The 23384-nt window shown below is 36.3% G+C and carries 22 protein-coding genes; 12 read left to right on the top strand and 10 right to left on the bottom strand.

All coding sequences use genetic code 11. The features are described from left to right. Nucleotides 1-141: 141 nt before the first annotated feature. Nucleotides 142-2571 (top strand): TonB-dependent receptor plug domain-containing protein, encoded by a 2430-nt coding sequence (locus JML65_RS13595; protein WP_202271156.1) that lies wholly within the window; start codon nt 142-144, stop codon nt 2569-2571. Nucleotides 2572-2730: 159 nt separating this feature from the next. On the opposite strand, the gene JML65_RS13600 is transcribed toward JML65_RS13595, so the two are convergent. Beyond that, nucleotides 2731-3948: a PQQ-dependent sugar dehydrogenase gene (locus JML65_RS13600; RefSeq protein WP_202271157.1), complete on the bottom strand. Its 1218-nt coding sequence runs from the start codon at nt 3946-3948 to the stop codon at nt 2731-2733. 105 nt (nt 3949-4053) lie between these two features. Between JML65_RS13600 and JML65_RS13605 the strand changes: the two genes are divergently transcribed. The 3 genes from JML65_RS13605 to uvrB all read left to right on the top strand — a co-directional run bounded on the left by JML65_RS13605 (nt 4054) and on the right by uvrB (nt 8055). Continuing rightward, nucleotides 4054-4425, top strand: a complete 372-nt coding sequence (locus JML65_RS13605; protein ID WP_047489637.1) for a BlaI/MecI/CopY family transcriptional regulator — start codon at nt 4054-4056, stop codon at nt 4423-4425. 85 nt (nt 4426-4510) lie between these two features. After that, complete coding sequence (locus JML65_RS13610) at nt 4511-5839, top strand: M56 family metallopeptidase (protein ID WP_237390886.1); 1329 nt, start codon at nt 4511-4513, stop codon at nt 5837-5839. A 224-nt stretch (nt 5840-6063) separates the two neighbouring features. After that, a complete protein-coding gene (uvrB, locus tag JML65_RS13615) occupies nt 6064-8055 on the top strand; it encodes an excinuclease ABC subunit UvrB (RefSeq protein WP_047489643.1) in 1992 nt (663 codons plus the stop codon). A gap of 85 nt (nt 8056-8140) precedes the next feature. Here the strand turns inward: uvrB and JML65_RS13620 are convergent, their stop codons facing one another. The 4 genes from JML65_RS13620 to JML65_RS13635 all read right to left on the bottom strand — a co-directional run bounded on the left by JML65_RS13620 (nt 8141) and on the right by JML65_RS13635 (nt 11015). Beyond that, nucleotides 8141-8377, bottom strand: coding sequence for a DUF3820 family protein (locus JML65_RS13620; RefSeq protein WP_047489644.1), 237 nt, complete (start codon nt 8375-8377; stop codon nt 8141-8143). A gap of 11 nt (nt 8378-8388) precedes the next feature. Next, nucleotides 8389-9468 carry an AI-2E family transporter gene (locus JML65_RS13625; protein WP_047489645.1) on the bottom strand — a complete coding sequence of 360 codons (1080 nt, stop codon included), beginning with the start codon at nt 9466-9468 and terminating at the stop codon, nt 8389-8391. Nucleotides 9469-9483: 15 nt separating this feature from the next. Then, nucleotides 9484-10215, bottom strand: coding sequence for a hypothetical protein (locus JML65_RS13630; RefSeq protein WP_047489646.1), 732 nt, complete (start codon nt 10213-10215; stop codon nt 9484-9486). Nucleotides 10216-10289: 74 nt separating this feature from the next. Continuing rightward, nucleotides 10290-11015: a hypothetical protein gene (locus JML65_RS13635; RefSeq protein ID WP_047489649.1), complete on the bottom strand. Its 726-nt coding sequence runs from the start codon at nt 11013-11015 to the stop codon at nt 10290-10292. Nucleotides 11016-11059: 44 nt separating this feature from the next. Between JML65_RS13635 and JML65_RS13640 the strand changes: the two genes are divergently transcribed. Both JML65_RS13640 and JML65_RS13645 read left to right on the top strand, forming a co-directional pair. Beyond that, nucleotides 11060-12037, top strand: a complete 978-nt coding sequence (locus JML65_RS13640; RefSeq protein WP_202271159.1) for an aminodeoxychorismate synthase component I — start codon at nt 11060-11062, stop codon at nt 12035-12037. Continuing rightward, complete coding sequence (locus JML65_RS13645; RefSeq protein ID WP_202271160.1) at nt 12021-12647, top strand: aminotransferase class IV; 627 nt, start codon at nt 12021-12023, stop codon at nt 12645-12647. The genes JML65_RS13640 and JML65_RS13645 overlap by 17 nt, the downstream gene beginning before the upstream one ends. A 2-nt stretch (nt 12648-12649) precedes the next feature. Here JML65_RS13645 and menD read toward each other — a convergent pair whose 3' ends face one another. Continuing rightward, complete coding sequence (gene menD, locus JML65_RS13650; protein ID WP_202271161.1) at nt 12650-14320, bottom strand: 2-succinyl-5-enolpyruvyl-6-hydroxy-3-cyclohexene-1-carboxylic-acid synthase; 1671 nt, start codon at nt 14318-14320, stop codon at nt 12650-12652. A gap of 84 nt (nt 14321-14404) precedes the next feature. On the opposite strand from menD, the gene JML65_RS13655 reads away from it, so the two are divergent. From JML65_RS13655 to JML65_RS13665, 3 genes are all read left to right on the top strand, one after another. Then, nucleotides 14405-15355 carry an isopenicillin N synthase family dioxygenase gene (locus JML65_RS13655; protein ID WP_047489661.1) on the top strand — a complete coding sequence of 317 codons (951 nt, stop codon included), beginning with the start codon at nt 14405-14407 and terminating at the stop codon, nt 15353-15355. Nucleotides 15356-15577: 222 nt separating this feature from the next. Then, nucleotides 15578-15736, top strand: coding sequence for a bacteriocin-like protein (locus JML65_RS13660; RefSeq protein WP_167449341.1), 159 nt, complete (start codon nt 15578-15580; stop codon nt 15734-15736). 206 nt (nt 15737-15942) lie between these two features. Then, on the top strand, nt 15943-16113 hold the full coding sequence (locus JML65_RS13665) for a bacteriocin-like protein (RefSeq protein ID WP_115916961.1): 171 nt from the start codon (nt 15943-15945) through the stop codon (nt 16111-16113). Nucleotides 16114-16172: 59 nt separating this feature from the next. Here JML65_RS13665 and JML65_RS13670 read toward each other — a convergent pair whose 3' ends face one another. Continuing rightward, complete coding sequence (locus tag JML65_RS13670) at nt 16173-17219, bottom strand: PA0069 family radical SAM protein (RefSeq protein WP_202271162.1); 1047 nt, start codon at nt 17217-17219, stop codon at nt 16173-16175. A 123-nt stretch (nt 17220-17342) separates the two neighbouring features. Next, nucleotides 17343-17537: a hypothetical protein gene (locus JML65_RS13675; RefSeq protein ID WP_047489666.1), complete on the bottom strand. Its 195-nt coding sequence runs from the start codon at nt 17535-17537 to the stop codon at nt 17343-17345. 174 nt (nt 17538-17711) lie between these two features. Between JML65_RS13675 and JML65_RS13680 the strand changes: the two genes are divergently transcribed. Further along, entirely contained in the window at nt 17712-18062 is a 351-nt protein-coding gene (locus JML65_RS13680) for a hypothetical protein (protein WP_047489668.1), read from the top strand. Nucleotides 18063-18180: 118 nt separating this feature from the next. On the opposite strand, the gene JML65_RS13685 is transcribed toward JML65_RS13680, so the two are convergent. Together JML65_RS13685 and JML65_RS13690 are read right to left on the bottom strand one after the other, a co-directional pair. Beyond that, nucleotides 18181-20841: a hypothetical protein gene (locus JML65_RS13685; RefSeq protein WP_202271163.1), complete on the bottom strand. Its 2661-nt coding sequence runs from the start codon at nt 20839-20841 to the stop codon at nt 18181-18183. 165 nt (nt 20842-21006) lie between these two features. Beyond that, nucleotides 21007-21798, bottom strand: coding sequence for a DUF2797 domain-containing protein (locus tag JML65_RS13690; RefSeq protein ID WP_047489679.1), 792 nt, complete (start codon nt 21796-21798; stop codon nt 21007-21009). A 97-nt stretch (nt 21799-21895) separates the two neighbouring features. Between JML65_RS13690 and JML65_RS13695 the strand changes: the two genes are divergently transcribed. Together JML65_RS13695 and JML65_RS13700 are read left to right on the top strand one after the other, a co-directional pair. Next, nucleotides 21896-22924, top strand: a complete 1029-nt coding sequence (locus JML65_RS13695) for a GDP-mannose 4,6-dehydratase (RefSeq protein ID WP_047489682.1) — start codon at nt 21896-21898, stop codon at nt 22922-22924. A 135-nt stretch (nt 22925-23059) separates the two neighbouring features. Beyond that, a complete protein-coding gene (locus JML65_RS13700; protein ID WP_002662059.1) occupies nt 23060-23281 on the top strand; it encodes a DUF2795 domain-containing protein in 222 nt (73 codons plus the stop codon). The last annotated feature ends 103 nt before the right edge of the window (nt 23282-23384 follow it).

Consider the following 23384-nt stretch of genomic DNA (forward strand, 5'->3'; position numbering starts at 1 on the left):
ATTAATAATAAGTTATTTTTTTTCTAAAACCAATACAGAATTCAATAAATTTAAAATATTCATAACGAATATTCAATTTTAATACTGATTTAAAAATAAAAATTAATAATTTTGAGACAATCACCAATCAAAGTCTCAAATATGAAAATAAAATACATCAGCGTTATTTTTCTTAGTGCTTCTTCATTATCTTATGCTCAGCAAGTACATGATACTATTGCCAAGGAGTCAAAAATAGAGGAAGTTGCCATTACCGGAAGCCGGAATAAAAAAAGAACGGTCATCAACACACCTGTTCCCATAGACGTCATTGACATTAAGCAGGTAAGCCAGGCAACAGGTCAGGTAGAAGTCAACCAGCTGCTGCAGTTTGCCGCACCTTCTTTTAATTCCAATAAACAATCCGGATCGGATGGCGCTGATGCGGTAGACCCAGCTACTTTAAGAGGGTTGGGCCCTGATCAAACCCTGCTATTACTCAATGGAAAAAGATACCATCAGTCTTCGCTAATCAATCTTTTCGGAACCAAAGGAAGGGGAAATACAGGATCTGACATGAATACTATTCCCATTGGGGCTATCAAAAGAATAGAAGTCCTTCGTGACGGAGCTTCGGCACAATATGGCTCGGATGCCATTGCCGGGGTCATCAATGTCATCCTTAACGACCGCGATAAAGGTTTTGAGGGGAATGCTTTTTACGGGATGAATCTTTTTAAAAGTCCCGGAGATAAAGATATTGTATCCGATCGCAAAATTGATGGAAATACATTTGACTTCAGTGGAAATCTGGGAACCAAAATAGGTTCAAAAGGAGGATTCGGAAACTTTACTGTGGAGTTCGTTAACAAAGACTATGCTATCAGAAATGCAAACCCTGACAGATATACTGCTCCCAGACAACGTTTTGGAGATGCCAAAGCCCAGAATGTATATTTTTTCGGAAATATAGAGCTCCCATTATCTGACGGTCTTACCTTCTACTCACGTCAGGGATTCTCACACAGAAATACCAAAGCCTATGCGTGGACAAGAACACCAGATGCCGATGGAAATATTCCGGAAATTTATCCTAATGGTTTTGACCCTATTGAAGATACCAGCATTACAGATTTCACCTTTGACAATGGTCTGAAATTTAAAGTGGCAGACTGGGATGTCGATTTCTATAATGCTTTTGGAAGCAATCGTTTTACTTATGATATTAAAAATACGGTAAATGCTACTTTAGGAGCTCAATCTCCCACTAGTTTTGATGCCGGGGGACATTCCTTACTTCAAAATACGACAGGCTTTAATGCCGCTAAACAATTTAAAGTATTGGAGGGGCTTAATATTGCTTTCGGATCTGAATTCAGATATGAAAAATTTGAGATTATTAAAGGTGAAGAAGCATCTTATGCCATGTATGATATTAACGGGAACATTGTAACCCGAACAACTCCGGATGCTCTATTGGTCACAAACCCTTTATCCGGGGCGGTACGGCCTGGAGGATCTCAGGGTTTTCCCGGCTATTCTACTGATATTAGCAAAAGCAGAAATAATTTTGCAGCTTATGTAGACACCGAACTCGACATTACCAAGAAATGGATGATCAGTTTGGCCGGAAGATTTGAAAATTATAATGATTTCGGAAGTACTTTAAACGGTAAATTTGCTACCCGCTACGCTATTACCCCACAATTGGCATTCCGGGGATCAGTATCTACAGGCTTTAGAGCTCCTTCTCTGGCACAGAAATATTACAGCCAGCAATTCACCAATTTTCAGGGAGGAAAACTGGTTACCATTCAATTGGCATCTAACGACAGTGACCTTGCCAACAAAGTAGGAATTGACCAGCTGAAACAGGAAACCTCTCTTAATGGAAGTGCCGGATTTACTTTTAATACCGGAAAATTTACCGCTACAGTAGATGGCTACTACATCAAAGTAAAAAACAGGATTGTTTTGACCGGAAATTTTTCCAGAGACGACCTGCCCACTGATGTTCAGGCAGAATACCCTTACATAAATCAGGCACAGTTTTTTGCAAATGCCATAGATACCAGAACAATGGGTATTGATGTTATTTTGAATTATAATGAAACCATCGGCTCCGGTAAGTTAACCGCTACCCTGGCAGGTAATTATAATAATATGGAAATTACCCAGGTCAATACTTCAGAACAGTTAAAAGGCAAAGAAGACATCTACTTAAGTGCCAGAGAAAAAGGGTTTATTCTAGCCTCTGCCCCTAAAACAAAGATCAATCTAAACCTCAACTATAAAATCAGTAAGTTCAATGCTAATTTACAGCTTGTAAGATTTGATAAAATCACTTTAATCGGCTATGATAATGCTGAGCAGGTTTACAATTCAAAGGTAACTACAGATGTTTCCTTCGGATATGAATTCACCAGCAACCTGAATCTGACATTGGGAAGTAAAAATATTTTCAACAGATATCCTACTCTCCAGCCTACTCAGGTATCATCAGGAAATACAGAATCAGGAGGTATTTTTGATCCGGTTCAAATGGGATTTGCGGGAAGACAGATTTTTGCCCGACTTAATTTTAAGTTTTAACAGCGGTTAAAAGTAAGGAGATGGTAAGTTAGTGAATAGCGTATAGCCACATACTTGCAACAGCTCCTCACTCATAAGTTCTCATAAAACATTCAGAACTTTCTGCTTCCGACATATAAACAAACAAAAACTCCTGAAGCTGTTTCAGGAGTTTTTGTTTTATTTTTTTGAAATTTTATAGAGCTTTCCACTGTCTGTCACTCCGTATAGATTACCATCCAATCCATCCAAAACATCCCTGAACCGTTCTTTCTGATCCGCCAGAAGACGTTCTTCACCTACCACTTTATTATCTTTCATTACTATTCTGTTGATGTGTTCTCCACTCAGACATCCTATAAATAAATTTCCTTTCCATTCTTCAATATTTCCTGTATAAAAAGTGATACCACTGGGAGAAATCACAGGGTCCCAATAATAAACCGGCTGTTCCGTACCTTCTCTCTGTGTAATTCCTTCCCCAACTTTTTGCCCGGAATACTCAATCCCATAAGTTACATCTCCCCAGCCATAATTTTTACCGGGCTGTATAAGGTTTATTTCATCTCCACCACGCGGCCCCATTTCAACATCCCATAATGTTCCGTTCGGATCAATGGCCATTCCCTGTGGATTTCTGATACCATACGCGTAAATTTCAGGTTTGTAGCCCTGTTTACCTATAAACGGATTTCCGGGAGCCGGTTTTCCATCTTTGGTCATTTTTAATATTTTCCCCAAATAATTATCTGTTTTTTGAGCATAAACCCTTGTCTCCCTATCTGACCTTTCACCCGTACTTACAAATAAAAATCCATCTTTATCGAATGCCAGTCTGCTTCCATAATGCTTATCCCCATCATAAGAAGGCTCTGCTCTGAAAATCACCTTAACATCAGAAACCGTTTTTAGATCTCCGGACAGCCTGCCTTTTGCTACAGAGGTAAGATTTCCCTTTCCAAACGGTTCTGAAAAACTGAAATAAATGATATTATTGGTTTTAAAATCCGGATCAAGAGCAACATCCAGCATTCCTCCCTGCCCTTTTGAATCTACTTTCGGAAATCCTTCTACTTTAGAAACCTGCTTCCCGTCTTGTGAAACGACATTCATATAGCCTCTTTTATCTGTAATGAGAAATTTTCCGTCCGGCAGATTGATGATGCCCCATGGTCTTCCAAGGTCTTTATTTACCATTTCAACATGATAAGGAGTTGTTGTTTTTATGGCTTTAATCCTCGTCTGTCCTTTAAATGCAGGTTTATAGTCCGAATTAGGACTTTCCGTTTCTACACTGCCATCTGTTCCTACCTGCTGAGCATTCACATTAGCCTTCTTACACGAAGACAAAATAAAAAAAACACTAAGCAGTGGGATATAAAATTGATTGATTTTCATGATATTATGGATTAATTAATGAGAATGAATGGAAAAATAATGCCATAAAATTTGCATAGTAAAATTTTTATTCTACATTTGTAGAACAAATTACAACATTGTAGAATGAAAGAAATAAAACTAACTGATTCAGAAAAAGCTCTTATGGAAATTCTTTGGGAAAAAAAGAAGATTTTCATGAAAGATATTTTAGATTCTTATCCTGAACCCAAACCGGCTGCAACCACTGTTGCCACACTGCTGAAAAGAATGCAGAATAAAGATTTGGTAGGGTATACACTCTATGGAAATTCCCGTGAATACTATCCAAAAGTAGAGAAAGGGGAATATTTTAAGGAAGAAATGACTTCCATGATTGACCGTTTTTTCAACAGCTCGGTGACGCAGTTTGCCTCTTTTTTTACTTCTAATGCCAAACTTAGTCAAAAACAGCTGAAAGAACTTCGTGAAATAATAGATCAACAGATAAAAGACTAGAAAAATGATTGGTATAGTTCTAAAAATAATGATTTGCTCATCCCTATTGATCGCAATCTATTACTTGTTTTTGGAAAAAGAAAAAATGTACGGATTCAACAGGTTTTATTTACTGTTCTCCCTAGCGTTTTCTTATACAGTCCCTTTTATTTCAATTACAACAGCGCTTCCAAAACCAGAAAAAACAGCTTCGCTGACGTTTGAAGAAACGGCACAGCAGATCATTCTGACACCATCCGGGGAAAGCTCTTTTGACGGAATGACTATCGCATGGATCCTTTATGGAGTCATCACTGCTTTTCTACTGTTCAGAAGTATTCTGGCTATCCGGGCCATAAAAAAAATAAAAGGAAAAAGAATCACGTATTTGAATTACCATATTGTATCTACTGAAAAAAGGATTTCTCCATTCAGCTTCTGGAATACTATTTATTTAGGAGAAAACTATATCACCGGCAATATCATTGATTCAAGAATCTTTTTGCATGAAAAGAGTCATATCGATCAGAAACACAGTATTGACATTGCATGTATGGAAATAGTAAAAATATTCACCTGGTTTAATCCGGTTCTTTTCCTCTATAAAAAAGCAATGCTTACCAACCATGAATTTCTAGCAGATGAGGCTGTTTTAAAAAATAATTTCAATGTTAAAAGCTATCAGGCTTTAATTTTAGATGAAATTATCAGCAGTCAAAATCCAGCATTGGCCCATTCTTTTAATTTTAACAACACCAAAAAACGTTTTATTATGATGACCACTAAAAAATCTAAACTGATTCTATTTAAAAAGGCTGCAAGTATACCTGTTTTTATGGCCGCTTTTATGGTATTCACATCAAAAATCTATGCCAATAATCCTATCGGAGCAAATACAGAGCCCCAACAGCTACAACCCTCAAAAAATGTCCTGCCACAGCATATAGATAAAGCCATATATTCTTCTGATGAAGGTGTTAAAAATGAGAAACCACTTCCAGTAACAGAACTTCAAAAGGAAAGTTTCAAAACCAAAGCAGACACCTTATCACCCAAAAAGAAAACTGTAGCAGAAAGCAACGAGGATAAAAACACACTAACCGAGAAAACTTCAAATTCCAATGATCATAATGTAGAGCCGCAATACCCTGGAGGACATCAGGCCCTTCGCGCAAAAGTAGTCAACACTATGGATATAAGTAAAATGGAAACGTTAAAAGGAGTCATTAAGTCAGTTGCTTATATTTACATTGATGAAAATGGAAAAACCACCAAAGTAACCACTTCAGGCGATAATGAAATGTTCAACAATGAGCTTTTTAAAGCTGTCACCACCATAGGTAATGAAGTAACCTGGACGCCCGGCACACAAAATGGAAAAGCCATAGCAGCGGTAGTGAAACTCCCTGCCACGCTCTCTTTTTCAAAACCATAACATACAAGCGCTATATATTTAGCGCTTTTTTTGGGGAAATACTTAAGGTGGGACAAGCTGGTCAGAAACTCAGAAAGCATCTTTTATTCATAAGCATACTCTCAAATAAGAAAAGAAACGAAAGATTACCAATAAGTTAAAATTTTACAATCAAGACATTCGTCTTCAAAACTTTATCCTGTCTAATAATTTCTTTCGTATTTTTGTTGTATACATTCTTTTCTATGGATTTTAAGCTTCAATCAGAATATAAACCTACCGGAGATCAGCCACAGGCTATCGAAAAACTTACCGAAGGAATCAATATCGGTGAGAAATACCAAACTCTCCTTGGGGTAACGGGCTCAGGAAAAACCTTTACAGTAGCCAATCTGGTACAAAATGTACAAAGACCTACTTTAGTACTGGCTCACAATAAAACGCTGGCCGCCCAGCTTTTCATGGAATTTAAAGAATTCTTTCCTGAAAATGCTGTTGAATATTTTGTCAGTTACTATGACTACTATCAGCCGGAAGCATATATTGCTACTACGGGAACGTATATTGAAAAAGACCTGAGTATTAATGAGGAAGTTGAAAAATTACGTCTTTCTGCTACCGCCAGCCTGCTTTCCGGGAGAAGAGATGTTTTGATTGTAGCATCCGTTTCCTGTATTTACGGTATTGGAAATCCCACAGAATTTCACAAATCATTAATTTCCATAGCAATTGGTGAAAAAGTAACCCGAACTGCCCTTTTACATTCTTTGGTAAGTGCATTATATGCCAGAACCTTAAATGAATTCCAAAGAGGAACATTCCGCGTGAAAGGCGATGTCATAGATGTCTTTCCTGCTTATGCCGACAATGCGCTTAGAATACAGTTCTTTGGTGATGAAATTGAAAAAATCCAGAGTTTTGATCCTGTAACCGGAAATGTAGATTCCAATTTTGAACAGATTCAGATCTATCCCGCCAACCTTTTTGTGACTTCTAAAGAAACATTAAACGGAGCGATCAAGGATATCCAGGACGATATGGTAAAACAGGTAGACTTTTTCAGTTCTATCGGAAAACCTTTGGAAGCTAAGAGACTTCAGGAAAGAACCGAACTGGATCTTGAAATGATTAAAGAACTTGGCTATTGCTCAGGAATCGAAAATTACTCAAGATATCTGGACGGCAGGCTTCCGGGAACAAGACCTTTCTGCCTGATTGATTATTTTCCAAAAGACTTTTTAATGGTTATTGATGAAAGCCACGTTACTGTACCACAGGTTCATGCCATGTATGGAGGTGACCGCAGCAGAAAAGAATCATTAGTAGAATACGGCTTCAGATTACCTGCAGCAATGGATAACAGGCCGTTGAAGTTTGAGGAATTTGAAGCAATACAAAATCAGGTGGTTTATGTTTCTGCGACTCCTGCAGACTATGAATTAGAAAAAACCGGAGGAGCCTATATTGAACAGATCATCCGTCCCACAGGACTTCTTGACCCTATTATTGAAGTAAGACCCAGCCTTAATCAGATTGATGATTTAATGGAAGAAATCCAGAAAAGAGCTGATGCTGATGAAAGAGTACTGGTGACAACGCTCACCAAGAAAATGGCAGAGGAGCTCACTAAGTACTTTGTAAAATTTGGAATCAGAACAAGATATATCCACTCTGATGTTGAGACCCTGGAGCGTATCCAGATTATGCAGGATCTGCGTTTAGGCCTTTTTGATGTTTTGATTGGTGTCAATCTATTGAGAGAAGGTTTAGATCTACCCGAGGTTTCATTGGTCGCTATTCTTGATGCCGACAAAGAAGGAATGCTGAGAAGCCGAAGATCAATGATACAAACGGTAGGACGTGCCGCAAGAAATATTAATGGAAAAGCCATTATGTATGCTGACAAAATCACCAAATCCATGCAGGCTACTTTGGATGAAACCGAATACCGCCGCGCAAAACAGATGCAGTATAATGACGACCATGGACTTAAGCCAACAGCCTTAAACAAAAAAATATCTGAAAATCTTGTAGGAAGAAGCAAAGACTTCCCGGATGAAAAATATACCCAGAAAGAAATTCTGCAGAAAGTAGCCGAAGTAAAAGCCAGCTATGCAGGGGAAGATATAGAAAAAATGATCGGTCAGAAACAAAAAGAAATGGAAGCAGCAGCTAAAAACCTTGACTTTATCAAGGCTGCCAAATTGAGGGATGAGATCGCAGCTTTAAAAAGCTAATTAGCCTGAATCAGGCAATATTTATATAAAAACTTACGGCGGCATCAGAGATGCCGCCGTAAGTTTATCTTATGATCTGCGTGTATTATCTTCCATTTCTTACCGCTGCCCTGATTGGAATCAAAAGATCCGTCAGTCCATTCAGTTTGATTTCATAAACGGTTGAGAGCTGCATTCCCAGTTTTCCTTTAGGCATTCCGGTCCTGTTAAACCATTCAAGATAGCTTATCGGAAGATCAGCGAGAATGGTCCCTTCATATTTTCCGAAAGGCATTTTTACTACACAGATTTCTTTTAGTATTTCTGAATTTACTCCTTCCAAATTTTCACTTATTAAATTAATTTATTCTCTTTTATTCCCTGATCAGGTATTTCCAGATCCGGAGGTGTATCTTCGTCAGAAAATTCATTTCTATATACCTGAACCAGAAGTAAGGTAAGCGAAATCAGAATGGGTCCAAAAATAAGCCCCATAAAGCCAAAAAGATTCATTCCCATAATAATTCCAAATACGGTATTTAAAGGATGAATGTTTTCCAGTTTTTTCAGAAGGGTAAAGCGAAGAAGGTTATCTGTAAGCCCTACCACTACTACGCAGTAAATAGCCAACCCAAGTCCCTGTGCTGTATTTCCTTCAGCAATCATAAAGATACACACCGGAACATACACTATAGCGGTTCCCACTACGGGAATTACTGAGGCAGCGGCTGTCAGGGCAAAAAGCAAAACAGCACCCGGTGCACCAAATATAAGGTATCCAATCAGCGAAACGATCCCCTGCCCTATAGCCACTACAGGAATACCAATAGCATTGGCCATAATCAGCTTGCGCATTTTCTCGCCTATTAAAGATATATTAGCTCTTTTTAAAGGGGCTGAAGAGGTAAGAATTTTTTCAAATAATCTGGGCTTCTCCAACATGAAGTACAGGATAAAATACATGGACATTACTACTGTCAGGGTATTAAACGTCCCGCTAAGTGCAGAAGTTGAAACTTTTCCAACAGAATTCTTCAGCTTGTTCATATTATCCTGGCTAAGAATATCAAAGTTGGTTTTTGAGTAAATATATGAGTGTATTTTATCTAAAAACACATTGAATTTAGCCATATAAGCCTGTGCATTTCCCAATTTATCTATAATCAGGTCTGCAATAAAATAGATGGGTAAAATCAGAATAATAAGACTGGCAAACATCAATGCAAATGCGGCAAGTGAAGGCTTCCATTTTTTCTCTTCCTGTAGGTAAAAGTTATATTTTCTGCAAACGACATAAATCGTAATAGCACCTAAAACAGAAGGTATAAATAATGCAAGATTGAAACAGATCAAGCCTGCCAGCACCACAATGATCACCAGTAAGAAGACCTGCTTTATAGCAACACCACTTATTTGTTTGTCTTTATTTATCATTAATTACTCCTGTTTTTATTGCTGCTTATACATGATTTGTCTCGGTTTTCCAAGGAATGCACAATACGCAGAGTACATCACAACCATCATAAATGGAGCCGTCAAAATAATTCCAATTCCACAAAGAAGAATCCCTGCAAAAGAAATAATCCCCCCTAAAAGTGTTACCAATAGGAAAACAGCATAATTCTCTTTTGCGATATTGAAAGACTTTCCTAAAGCCTCAGTAGCTGATGCATTCTCAAATAATAAAATTGGATATCCTAGTAAAAGAAACGGATAAACAAAAATAAGCGGAAAGAAACATAATGCTGCTGCAACAGAAGAAATAATTCCTGACAGAATACTGTAAATCAATATATTTACAAAATTCTGGCGATATCCTATAAACAGATCTGAAAACTCAATCTGGCTTTTAGTGTTGAATTTATTAACAATGTAGATTAACCCCACATATAAAGGAGCTAATAAAATACCAAAAATACCGGAGAATGTCATATACATCGGAAGGCCGGGAGCATTCCAGTAACTGAAGTCACCTCCTGAACTTCTCATTTCTTCCATCATGGACGCAGAATTAAATCCTGTAAGTGTTTGTATGATGTATCCTCCGACAAGATAAATTATCATCGCGACAATTCCATAGCCGAAAACACCCTTATACATTTCAAATGCATGTGAAATTATTGATCCTGTATCCCTATTTGGTACAGAGCCTTGTTGATCAAATTCGTTAAATTCAGACATAGTTTAATATTTTAATGGTTTTTACCAAATTTAACTTTTTTTGATAAAAAAACCACATTAAACTCTATTGAAATTTACTTTTGCTCAGAAAAGGCTGTTTTATAAAGAGAATAAATCATTGCATTCCAAAAAGGAAAAGTAAAAAGACCTCCTACAAAAAACAAAGTGAATCCGATGTATTTGAAAAGGACAGCCACTATAGCACATACGAATATTTCAAGAAAATACATTCTCAGTGCTTTAAGATTTAAAGAAATCGCTTCAAAAATCCTTTTATCGGTAAAGAACATTATCGGGGCTACAAACAGCGTAATAAGCACCCAGATGATTCCCAAAATAATGGTCTGAAAAGTATAGGCAAATACAAAGAACCAAAAAATATAATATCCTATATATTTAAAAAAATTAATGCCATTATATCCAACAAGCAAATCCTTTAATTCCGGTTTTTCATTAAGATCAAGCTTTCTGTAAATCTGATAAAACCCTAGATTCAGGGGATAGAGAAAAATAGTAGTTCCTATGATAGCCCACGAAAATTTTTGAAATCCATCATTGGACATCATTTTCGCCAACTGTGCGGAATATATCTCCATTCCGTCTTTTGCATACTTCGCAGCCTCTGCATATTGGCTTAGAATAGCATATCTTGAATCAAAGAAAAAAAGTACCGAAAGGAAAATCCCAAAATAAAAGATCGAAAACATCAGCTGAAATAAAAGAGTTTTATTCCAATAAAAAAAAGCCTGCTTCAATATAAAATCTAGTCCCGGTTTCTGAGGATATTTATTCTGCATCATAAAAATTTTATGCAAAAGTAAACATCAATAAGTATTTTTGCCGAATGTTTTCAGTGAATCATCAAAAATTTCTAGAAATGGATGAGCTTTCTCTTCAGAAAGTTCCTTATTTTTTCGTTATCGACTTCCTGTCTGAGAATGTCGAAATATATAAAGAAGACGAAATAGAAAAATCAGGCTTACTTATTGATTTTCAACATTTTTCAACTGTAAAAAACAAACAGGAATTACCCAATAAAATTGAATGGAAATCATTTCCTGAAACACAGGAAAGCTTCAAAATAGGCTTTGAAAAAGTTCAAAAAAATATTCGTCTGGGAAATTCTTATTTGGTAAATTACACCAGAAAAACTAAAATCCAGACCAATTTAAGCCTAAAAGAAATTTTTTATCACTCAAATGCAAAGTATAAAGTTTTTTATAAAGATTTTTTTGTATTTTTTTCTCCAGAAACTTTTGTCAAGATTATCGATGGTAAAATTTTGACCTTTCCCATGAAAGGCACTATTGATGCTTCTGTAGAAAACGCCGCAGAAATTTTAAAGAATGATAAAAAGGAGAAGGCAGAACACTATACTGTGGTGGATCTTCTCCGTAATGATCTGAGCATGGTGGCAGATGATGTGAAGGTAGATCAGTTTCAGCATATTGATTTTATTAAAACTCAGCAGAAAGACCTGTATGCCATGAGTTCTGAAATTTCAGGAACCTTAAAACCTGAATTTAATGGAAAGCTGGGAAGTGTAATGCAAAAATTACTTCCTGCAGGATCAATTCTGGGTGCTCCAAAACCCAAAACCCTGGAAATCATTCTGGAAGCAGAAGGATATGAAAGAGGATATTATACGGGAGTTTGCGGCTGGTTTGACGGCGAAAATGTTGACAGTTGTGTGATGATACGCTTTATTGAAAAAGAAGGAGAGCAACTTTACTTCAAAAGCGGAGGCGGTATCACACACATGAGTAAATTAGAAGACGAATATCAGGAAATGAAAAACAAAATTTATGTCCCAATTCATTGAAAGTATTAAAGTAGAAGATCAGGAAATTTTTCTATCGGACCTACATCAAAAGCGTGTTAATCAAACTTTTTCTCACTTTGGGAAAGAAGACCCTATTGACCTGGTCAAAATTTATAAAAATCTCCATCATGATGAAGACGGCTTATTTAAGCTCAGGGTTTCTTATGATCTGGATAAAAGAGTCCGGACTCAGATGATTCCGTATGCGATTCCTGAAATACATGATTTTCAGCTGGTAGAAAACAACAGCTTCGATTATTCTTTTAAGTTTGAAGACCGGAAAGAGCTTGATAAAATGAAGATGAAGTCTAAAGCTGAGGAAATCATTATCATTAAAAACAACCATATCACCGATACTTCTTTTTCCAATCTTTTATTTTTAAAAGGTAAGGAATGGTTTACCCCAAGCACCTACCTTTTAAACGGGGTACAAAGACAACATCTTTTAAAGCAGAAAAAAATCAAAGAAGCGGAAATCACTCTACAAAACATAAAGCAATTCACGCATTTCCAAATCATTAATGCTTTAAATGATTTCGATGATATGTTTATTTATCCTATTGACAGAATTATGAATCTGCCGGGAAATGAAGAATACCTGGATCTTTAATTTTATTTAAGAAAACTAAAATAGTCCTTCAATACATCTGCATTGTTTTTCCCGTGGGTATTTACTTCCAGGATTTTTGGCTGTGCATCCGGCTTAAAGAAATTCTCCAGCACACGGTCTAATGTCAGCTCATCTTCCACTCTGATATATGAGAATCCAAAATGTTTAGCTAAATATTCTGCATTTTTACGGTGCTTAGTCGCGATAAATTCATCCAAAGTATTGGGATTGGCATTTCCCGGACCCGGAATAATTTTAAAGATATTTCCTTCCCCGTTATTAAAGATCATAATTCTTACAAACGGTGGAATATATTGATTCCAAAGACCATTGATATCATAGAAGAACCCTAAGTCTCCGGTAATCAACAATGTAGGATTCTCATTTTTGATTGCAAAACCCATTGCTGTAGAGGTAGATCCATCAATGCCACTGGTTCCCCTGTTGCAATACATTTTCCTCTTACCAAAATCAAACAGCTGAGCATATCTGATGGCTGAAGAATTACTGAAATGAATATTATAATTCTCAGGAATTGACTGTGAAGCTTTATTGAAAAAGTAAAAATCAGAAAATCCAACAGTATTTAAAAACTGCTGATGTTTTGCATCTTTTTTATCTCTCAGCACATCCCATAGGTTGAAGTAAGGTCTTGGTTCCAGATTAATGAAATTGAGCAGTTTTGAAAAGAAAACTTCAGGCTTAACTTCAATTTTTTCTGTCAGTGAGAAATAGGTGTCGGGCTGCCACACTTCATCCAGATGCCAATGCTGCTTTGGACGGGCACTTCTCAAAAACTGTTTTACTTTTTTAGAAACTACATTTTGTCCCACAGTAATCAATAGATCCGGAGCATAAGTCTTATAATCCTCTTCTGTAAAGTTAAAGATCAGGCGGTCAATATGTCTGAAGAATTTTTCATGATGCAAATTCGAATTGGCTTCACTTAAAACCACTACCGAATGGTTTTTCACCAGCTGATTCAATTGGTTTTCCAATTCAGGACTATAATCCCTGGTACCAACCAGCAACATGATCCTTTGAGAGGTATGCCATCCGGCAATCAGATGGGAAGGAATTTCATATTCTTTACGTCTGATTGTTTTTTCAACAGATGGAAAAGCAGGAAGTTCTGAAACCAACTCATATAAAGGCTCTTCTAAAGGTATATTGATATGGACCGGACCTTGCTTTTCAAAACAAAGCTCGATGGCTTTTTTAATAATATCGAAATTAATATCTTCTGCATTTTCCTTGCTGTCTTCCAAAAGCTGGAAATCACCGTAAGAATGCTGGTGAAAAACATCTTTCTGCCTGATTGTCTGTCCATCGAAAATATCAATAAAATCCGTTGGCCGGTCAGCAGTTAACACCAAAAGGGGAATATTCTGATAAAAAGCTTCTGTAACTGCCGGGTAATAATTGACTACTGCAGAACCGCTGGTACAGGTAATTGCTACCGGCTTTTTCTCACTCTTAGCCATCCCCATTGCTACAAATGCAGCACTCCTTTCATCTACAATACTGAAACAGTTGAAAACGTCCACTTCTGAAAAGTGAATTGCTAAGGGAGCATTTCGTGATCCCGGTGAGATGACAATGTCTGAAATTCCATACTGCTGAAGAAGATGTGCAAGTATCTGAATGCTTCTCTTAGAAGAATATTTTTTCATACAGCAAATTTAACTTATAAAAAATGATTTTAAAATCATTTAATTTAAAAAAAATGTAATTTTGCTGTTCGTAAATTTCTAAAAATGGATAAAATACCTAGTGTAGACCTGCGTGATTTCCTTTCGGGCAACCCGGAACGCAAACAGAAATTTGTAAATGAAATCGGAAAAGCTTATGAAGAAATTGGTTTTGTTGCCTTAAAAGGCCACTTTCTTGATGACAACCTGGTAGATGAATTGTATGGAGAGGTAAAAAACTTTTTTGAACAACCAGTGGAAACGAAACACAAGTATGAGATTCCAGGAATTGGTGGCCAAAGAGGGTATGTAGGATTCGGTAAAGAGACTGCTAAAGGTTTCAAAAGAGGAGACTTAAAAGAATTTTGGCATTTCGGACAATACCTGTCTGATGATTCAAAATACAAAACAGAGTATCCTGACAATGTCATCGTTGATGAACTTCCAAAATTCAATGAAGTAGGTAAAGAAGCATTCCAAATGCTTGAAAAAACAGGCCAGTATGTGCTAAGAGCTTTAGCGATTCACCTTGGTCTGGATGAATTTTATTTTGATGATAAAATTGCAGAAGGAAATTCTATTTTAAGACCTATTCATTATCCACCAATCACTGAAGAACCGGATGATGCAGTAAGAGCAGCAGCACACGGAGACATCAACCTTATTACGCTTTTAATGGGCGCTCAGGGTAAAGGTCTTCAGGTTCAGAACCACAACGGAGAATGGATTGATGCTATTGCAGAGCCAGATGAGCTGATGATCAATGTTGGAGATATGCTTTCAAGACATACCAACAACAAATTGAAGTCTACTATTCACAGAGTAGTAAATCCTCCAAGAGAATTATGGAGTACTTCAAGATATTCAATTCCTTTCTTTATGCACCCAATCAGTGCCATGTCTTTAAATGCACTTGAAAACTGCGTAGATGAAAACAATCCAAAATTGTATGAAGATACAACAGCGGGGGAATTTTTACATGAAAGACTGATCGAGCTGGGCTTGATTAAGAAATAATACTATAATAGTCAATAATTGATCTGTTTTTAATGTTATCTTTTGTATAACAGCAGATTAATTATTGACTGTTTTTTTTACGCTACTGCCTATTTTTCCTGTAAGCAATTCTCAATGCTTAAGCCCTCCAACTATTTTTTATTTTTTTATATACCTCATCGATATTAGTTAAAAATATTTTATATAAATTTACATTACTATCAAATTTTTAATTAAAACAGTATGAAAAATTTAAAAAAACTAAGAAAAGACCAATTGAAAAGCATTTCTGGAGCAGGAATCAAACTTCCAGAGCCTGAATTTTGTATGTATTACTGCAACGGCACCGTTATCTGTGCAGGATGTAGTGATGATTTCAAATGTCCGGATAATTCAATGTAAAATTGAAATTCAAAAACATTTATAAGATCTACCACTCTTTCCAGAGTGGTTTTTTATTTCCCACACCTCCTTAACCCAACCATATGAGCCTATGAATTAAAGCTTTAACAATTTATCTATTAAGTCTGATTTGATGAAAAATAATTCCAGCACTGCTGAATTATCAGTATTTTGACTATCTTTAGTTACTTCAAACTAAAAATAATATGAAAAATCTAAAAAAACTGAGTAAAAACAAACTGAAAGCTATTTCCGGAGGAATAAGCTATCCTTTTCCCGGAGACTGCTTTTATGTATGCAGCGACGGAATAACGTATAAGGAATTATGCAGGGCCGAATTTATCTGTCCGGACGGTGAACAACCTGTTATCTATTAATAACAACTTCTTCCCCATAAAAACCGTTCCTACTGGGAGCGGTTTTTTTGATACTAAAATTAATCAAACAACCGCAACTGCTGGTCTCTGCTTCCTGTAAAGTTTGCCGTAGAGAGTTTGGGAAACTCCTTTCCTTCAAAAAACTTCTTCCTGCCAATTTTAAAGGTATTATGAATCATCTCAGCAATATTTCCTTCGCCCCGCTGTCTTTCAAAATATCTTTTATCTCCCAGCTTTCCCCCGCGCATAGAACGGATCAAATTCAAAACTTTTTGGGCTCTATCCGGAAAATGAGCCTCAATCCAGTTGACAAAAACAGGTTCCACAGTATCATTTAAGCGGACCAGGGTATATCCAAATCCCGATGCACCCGCATCAGCAATTGATTTCAATATAGATAAGGGCTCATCACTGTTTAATCCGGGAATAATAGGAGCTACCATTACATGTACCGGGATTTTATGCTCTGAAAGAACTTCTATTGCTTTCAATTTATTAGGGGCAGAGCTCGTTCTGGGTTCCATTTTTCGTCTAAGCTCTTCATTGATTGTGGGAATACTTAATGAAACAGATACAAGGTTCTGCTCTGCCATGGGCTCTAAAATATCCAGATCTCTCAACACCAATGCATTTTTTGTCAGAATATTGACAGGATGTCTGTAGTCAAGACAAATTTGCAATAGTTTTCGGGTAATTTCAAATTGCCTTTCAGCAGGCTGGTAACAGTCTGTATTTCCGGACAGCAGAATCGGGGCAGCCTGGTATCCCCGTTTCTGGAAAAATTTTTCCAGTAATTCCGGAGCATTCTTCTTTACCATGATTTTTCTTTCAAAATCAATCCCCGCACTGTATCCCCAATACTCATGAGTAGGCCTTGCAAAACAGTAAGAACAACCATGCTCACAACCCTGATAAGGATTCATGGAATATTCCATAGGCAGATCCTCACTTTTAACCTGATTCACAATAGTTTTGGGGAAAACCTCCGTAAAAGAGGTCTTTACCGATTCGAAATCTTCCTCTTCAGGCTCATAGGTATACCTGTCGAAACGGTTGATAACGTTTCGCTGCGCACCCTGACCTTTTTTGAAATTTTCGTTTTGCATTCTGATGTAAAATTAGAATGGAATTTTTATAAAATAATGAGTTTTAACACTAAAGTTTTCCACAAAGAAAATCCAACACTTTCAAAAGCGTTGGATTTAAACATAATTAAATATATTATTTTACTACTTCAGCGCGAATAATTCTACTCCATGATTTTCATCTTCCTGGTTTTTTTCATCAAAGTGTCTGTGATAATCTGAATAACTATCACTATATTTTTTATCTTTTTTCGTTAATATTTTTTTAATGCTTATAAAGCTTAATACTGCCAAAAGACCAACTCCTCCTGCCAGCAAAACTCCAACCTCTTTTTTCATATTTTCTTTGATTTATTGCTGTTACCATTGCAAAAAGTGTACCTATTTGAATTTTTCGAATTATAAATTTTGTTAACATTAAACTTTATTTTTAAGGAAATTATAATTCACTATTTTTCTTATATTTAGAAATGTAATGGTTTAATTATTGCACTAATTAATAAAAATATTATTATGGAAAATCCTGAAAACTTCGACAGAATGACCACCTTAAGCCAAGTAATGAAAATACTTTCTGAAAGGGGAATACAGAGGGAATTCAGAATGAATGAAAATTGTGAAATGAAGTTTGAAAATTCTGATAAAATCTATCAGCCATCTGAATTAACCATCTTAAAAACATACCGTTTCGAGGGAGACAGTAACCCTGATGACAACGCTGTCCTTTACGTCCTAAAAGACAGTAGCGGAAACCGGGGAATGATCATTGATTCTTATGGAGCAGACAGCAATTATCCGGGAGAAGAATTTGACAAGTTTTTGAGAGATATTCCTGTTCTGGAAAGTGACGAATTTAATTTCTAAAGCCTATCGCTCCAAATATTGTTTTTTAAACCATTACCGCTATTTTGATTAAAAATAATTTTATTCCATCCTTGGGAATTCAGCTTTTATCATAGTGATATCGTAATGGTTTAAAAAATTATTCCGTTGCAGAACTATCCTTCTTTTTAAAGACGTTATGTAAGAAGCCTTTCTTTTTCTCACTTTGTGGTTTAGGATCCGGCTGTTTATCTTTGGAATCTTTGATTTTCTTTTTTATTTCTTTAACAGACTGCTTCACTTCCTTCACCGAAGAAACGGCATTCTTGACCGTTTTTTCCGTTTTTTCAACATTTTTACCTATCAGTGTTTTTTTCAACCCCAACTCAATCCCTTTCCAAAAGAGATTAAAAAACGACTTCGTAGGATCCCTTTCTACATTTTCTACCGTCACCGCTTCAGGGAAGCTTCCTGAATCAGATTTTAAGAAAACATTTGCTACAGCAGTCAGAAAGCCTTTCTTTTCATGATTATTTTTATTCAGAACAGCAATCTTCAGATCTTTATGCTTTAGATTGAATGTACCGTGTAATCCGGCAGGGTTTCCCTTAAAGCTAAAGAGCATTTCCTGGATGACTCCAGCCGTGGCTGTCACATGAAGATAAGGCCTTATAAACGGATTGATCCCACTTGCAGGAAGATTGGCCGTCCTACCTGATATTGTAAAAGCATCATTTTGATCTGCAACATCAAAGTTCCAGTTTACAGAAAGCGGTGCCAGATTCATAAATGAGCAGTTGATTTTAATATCGACTTTGGTAGGTTTTCCTTTTGCTTTGGCAGAGTTCAGGTTTTTCACATTCATATTAAAATGACTGAATATCAGTTTCCCGGGGCCCATACTTTCGGGAGTATCTTCCTCATATACCAAAGCGGAGTTCTTCAGATCCAGATTGGCAATATTCATCGGAATTTTAATACTCCGCAGCATCTTTGAATATAAAGCTTTTACCTTAGGATCATCTTTTGGAATTTTACTCCTGAAAATATTGGCATCAGCAGACTGAATGGTCACGTGGGATGCATTGATAAATTTCTGATGAGAGAAAAGATCCCAACTGCCTTCAGCATCTACCTGTCCTGCTTTTAAATCATAAAGATCTCTTTCTACAGGAATCATTTTGATAAACTGGGCTCTCGAAATGAGAGGTTTCATCGCAAAATTATTAACCTGGATTTTATTCTTATTTAATTTCAAAAGCCCGAGACTGATATGGTAGAACTGCGTTTTATATGCCAAATTGCGCGTTGTCAGAAAATAGTCTTTAACATTCAAAGAAAGTCCCTGATTATTGGGTTTAGGAGCGATTTCAATACCATTCACCGTTGCGTTCAAATCATTAAAAGCTAGTGGCTGTTTTCCTTTATCATAAATAATATTGGAATTTTTCAAGGAAACTTTCCTTAGAATGACCGAATGAATAATTCCTGGATGGGGACTTTTAGGCTTTACAGGATTATGCCCTCCCCTGATCGTTCCATTTACATTTTCTACCAGAGCATCTTTCAGGTCCAGCGCCAGTTTTCTGTCAATAAACTCAAGTTTGTTAATATTAAATGCAATATGCCGGATTGTTCCATCCATTATTGTCCGTTCACTCGCAGAAACTGCCGGGGTTAAAGTAACATTTCTGATTTCTCCACTTGTTGGCTTTAAGGCCACACTTTCTATCTTAATGTTCTGATGATCAGAATACACAATATCTTTTCCTGAAAATGTAAAATCCTTATATCCTAGAGGGATAACCTTTTCTGACGTTTCTTTACTGAATTTCAGCTGATTGATTTTCAAATTAAGATTTCCGGCAGACAGAAGATTATTTCCATCCGGCTTATTCACCTTAACCACTGCATTAGTAAGTTTTATATTTTCTAAATCAACTTCAAAATTTGATTTCTTCTCCGTTTTCTTAGCTTTTACACCTGCATTATACACTGTAAGAACAGGATTTTGGAAATCAGCAGTGGCTAGAGAAACCTTATTTTTATTTAAAGCTATATCTTTAAAATCCATCCTGGGAATGGTAAATTCAAACAGGTTTGTTTTCCCGGGGTAAAACTTTTTGAACTGATCAAAAGACAAAAGCGGAATCAGTTTAAAGTCTTTTATTGACATCTGACCGTCTGTGGTATTAATAGAATCAATGGTAATGGCATATACTTCGCCTGGCCGAAGAAAGAATTTCTGCCCTTTAATACTATAACGGTCAAAAACCACAGGCAGTTTTCGCTCTACAGACTCTTCTGTCATCTGTAGGTTTTCTACAAACAGATTCAGATGCTGTACAGACAAGAATTTTTGTTTGGTAGGTTTGAAAATCGCTATAGTCCCGTCATTGATTCTGATATTTTCAAATAAAAACGGATTTCTTTTTTTACCTGTCTTTTGTTCAACAGGCTTTGCAAGGACCACATTCAGATTGGGTTTTGCCAACAGTAAATCTGTGGAGCTTATCTTTTTATTGAAAATGGCATCGTAAATGCCAAAACGACTTATTTTTAAAGTATCAATAGTTCCCTGTAGCCCTATAACATTAGTATTTTGTGGATTTTTACTATTTACAGAAATAGCGGTAGCTAAAATATTTCCTGTACTAAGATCTACATCAAGTGTTTTATAAGATACTTTATACTCTGTATTCTTTTTAATATAATCCGGAAGCTGGGTCTTAAGCCATAAGTTCAATCCGAAATTCGCAGCAAGAAGAATTCCTGCCAAAATTCCAAGACTAATTAATAACTTTTTAATCCATCTTTTCATATTGTGATTTTAGTTTAGCTTAAAGATAAGATTTATTGATATATCTTCTCTCTTTTTAAGAGTCCTATTGTTCAGAATAAGACCACACTTATCTATAGAGTAAGGGGAAAGACAAAATTGATATTAAAAACCTTACCGGCAGAACCGATAAGGTTTTTTAGTGGTTTATATTCCCAGTTCAATTACATACCCTTCGTGTCCCCTTATATTTATAAAGTTACCTCCTTCAAATCCCAGGTACTGCCCTTTTATACCGGTAAGTTTTCCGGTAAATTCCGGCTTTTTATCCAAGGTAAACGAAGTCACTTTCTCCGGTTTTTCAAAAGGATAATCAAATCTCCAGAGATTTTCGCCTTCACTATAGAATTTTTGAAAATCTTCAGGGAAATATTCTTTAATTTTCTCTCTGAAATCAGCAAGATCTATCTCATCTTCAAAATCATCCTGAAGCATTTTTCGCCAGTTGGTTTTGTCCGCCAGATGATCTTTTAAGGCAACCTCTATCATTCCCGCTTCATAACGGTTTTCTGTTCTTGCAATAGGTAAAGCAAAAGTAGCTCCCTGGTCAATCCATCTTGTCGGAATCTGTGTATTTCTTGTCACCCCTACTTTTACATCTCCGGTATAGGCAAGATATACGGTATGCGGCTGAAGCTGAATTTCTTTTTCAACTTCCAGATCGCGTTCCGCAACTCCCAAATGTGCCGTAGAAAGTTCAGGCCGGATAATGGTATCACTTGCATAAGGACTTTCAAAAAAACAATTTTTGCAGAATCCCATTCTATAAATCGCTTTATCCTTCCCACAGTTCACACATTGGAATCCGATATGTTTGATGCTTAATTCCTTTCCAAACAACTCATTCATATGGATCAGATCCCCTGAAAGATTGAGATAGTATTGGATTGGTTTTGCATCATAGCTTGTCATTTTTAAAATTTGCCCTTGAAACTGCATATTATATTTTATAGTTTATATTACTTTTTTAAGTAAATTTAATGATTATATTTTTCAAAAAGTAAAATTTATATTTTTGCGCTATAAAAAACCACAGATGATTTATCTTGTAACAGGAGGAAGCGGGTTTATCGGTTCTCATTTAATTGAACGATTATTAAGAAATGGACATTCTGTCATAAACATTGACAATTTTGATGATTTCTACAGTTATCATGTAAAAATCAAAAATACTTTAGAGTCTATAGGTATAATTTCTGATTTTGAGTTCTCTGACAAAGAGACAGATATTCAACGTTTAATCAGCCTCTCTCATTCTGACAAATATTCCCTTTACCATCAGGACATTAGAGACAAAAAAGGACTCGAAAATATCTTTAAAAATCATCAAATAGACATGGTGATCCATCTGGCAGCACTTGCCGGCGTTCGCCCTTCCATTGAAAGGCCTCTGGAGTATGAGGAAGTCAATGTCAGAGGAAGTATGAATCTTTGGGAGCTATGTAAAGATTTCAATATCAAAAAATTTATTTGTGCATCCTCTTCAAGTGTTTACGGCAATAATGATAAAATTCCGTTTGCAGAAACAGATAATGTAGACAATCCTATATCACCTTACGCCGCCACAAAGAAATGTGGAGAAATTTTAGGCCATGTTTACCATGACCTTTATCAGATTGATATGATCCAGCTTAGGTTTTTTACCGTTTACGGACCAAGACAGAGACCGGACCTTGCCATACACAAGTTTACAAAACTTATTGTAGAGGGTCAGGAAATTCCTTTTTATGGGGACGGAAATACAGCGAGAGATTATACATATATTGACGATATTATTGACGGGATTACAAAGTCTGTTCTTTATCTGGAAAACCACTCTGATATCTATGAGATTATTAACCTGGGAGAAAACCAGGTAGTCACTTTATCTGAGATGGTGGCCACCATAGAAGAAGCATTGGGAATGACTGCCATGAAAAAAAATCTGCCAATGCAGCCGGGAGATGTCACAAAAACAAATGCAGATATTACCAAAGCAAGGGCTTTAATAGATTATCAGCCAAGCACAGACTTCCAAAATGGCATAAAAAAATTTGTGGAATGGTTTTTGAGAAAACGACATTAGTAAATTGCTGACATCACTGTAAGACGGTTTATGACAGGCAATCATCAAAAAAAATTATAAAAAGAATTGAAAATCAAGTATAAAAAAGCTTATTATATAACCTATTTTTATACTTTTGCAAAAAATTAGAAAATTATGTACTGGACATTAGAATTAGCCTCCTATCTAAGTGACGCACCTTGGCCAATGACAAAAGCAGAGCTTATTGACTATGCAATCAGAACTGGTGCACCTATGGAAGTAGTAGAAAACCTTCAGGCCATTGAGGACGAAGGAGAAATTTATGAATCTATCGAGGAAGTCTGGAGTGACTATCCTACGGATGAAGATTTCCTTTGGAACGAGGACGAATATTAATAAAGCGATAAGCTTTAGGCTGTGTGCTTAGAGCTTTTTTGCCCTTTTTATATAGTAACACGATAAGCGTGTCATTTAAAACGCTTAAGGCATCTTGTATTAA

Origin of the sequence: Chryseobacterium sp. KMC2 (genome assembly GCF_016756935.1) — a bacterium.
GTDB classification, from domain to species: Bacteria; Bacteroidota; Bacteroidia; order Flavobacteriales; family Weeksellaceae; genus Chryseobacterium; species Chryseobacterium rhizosphaerae.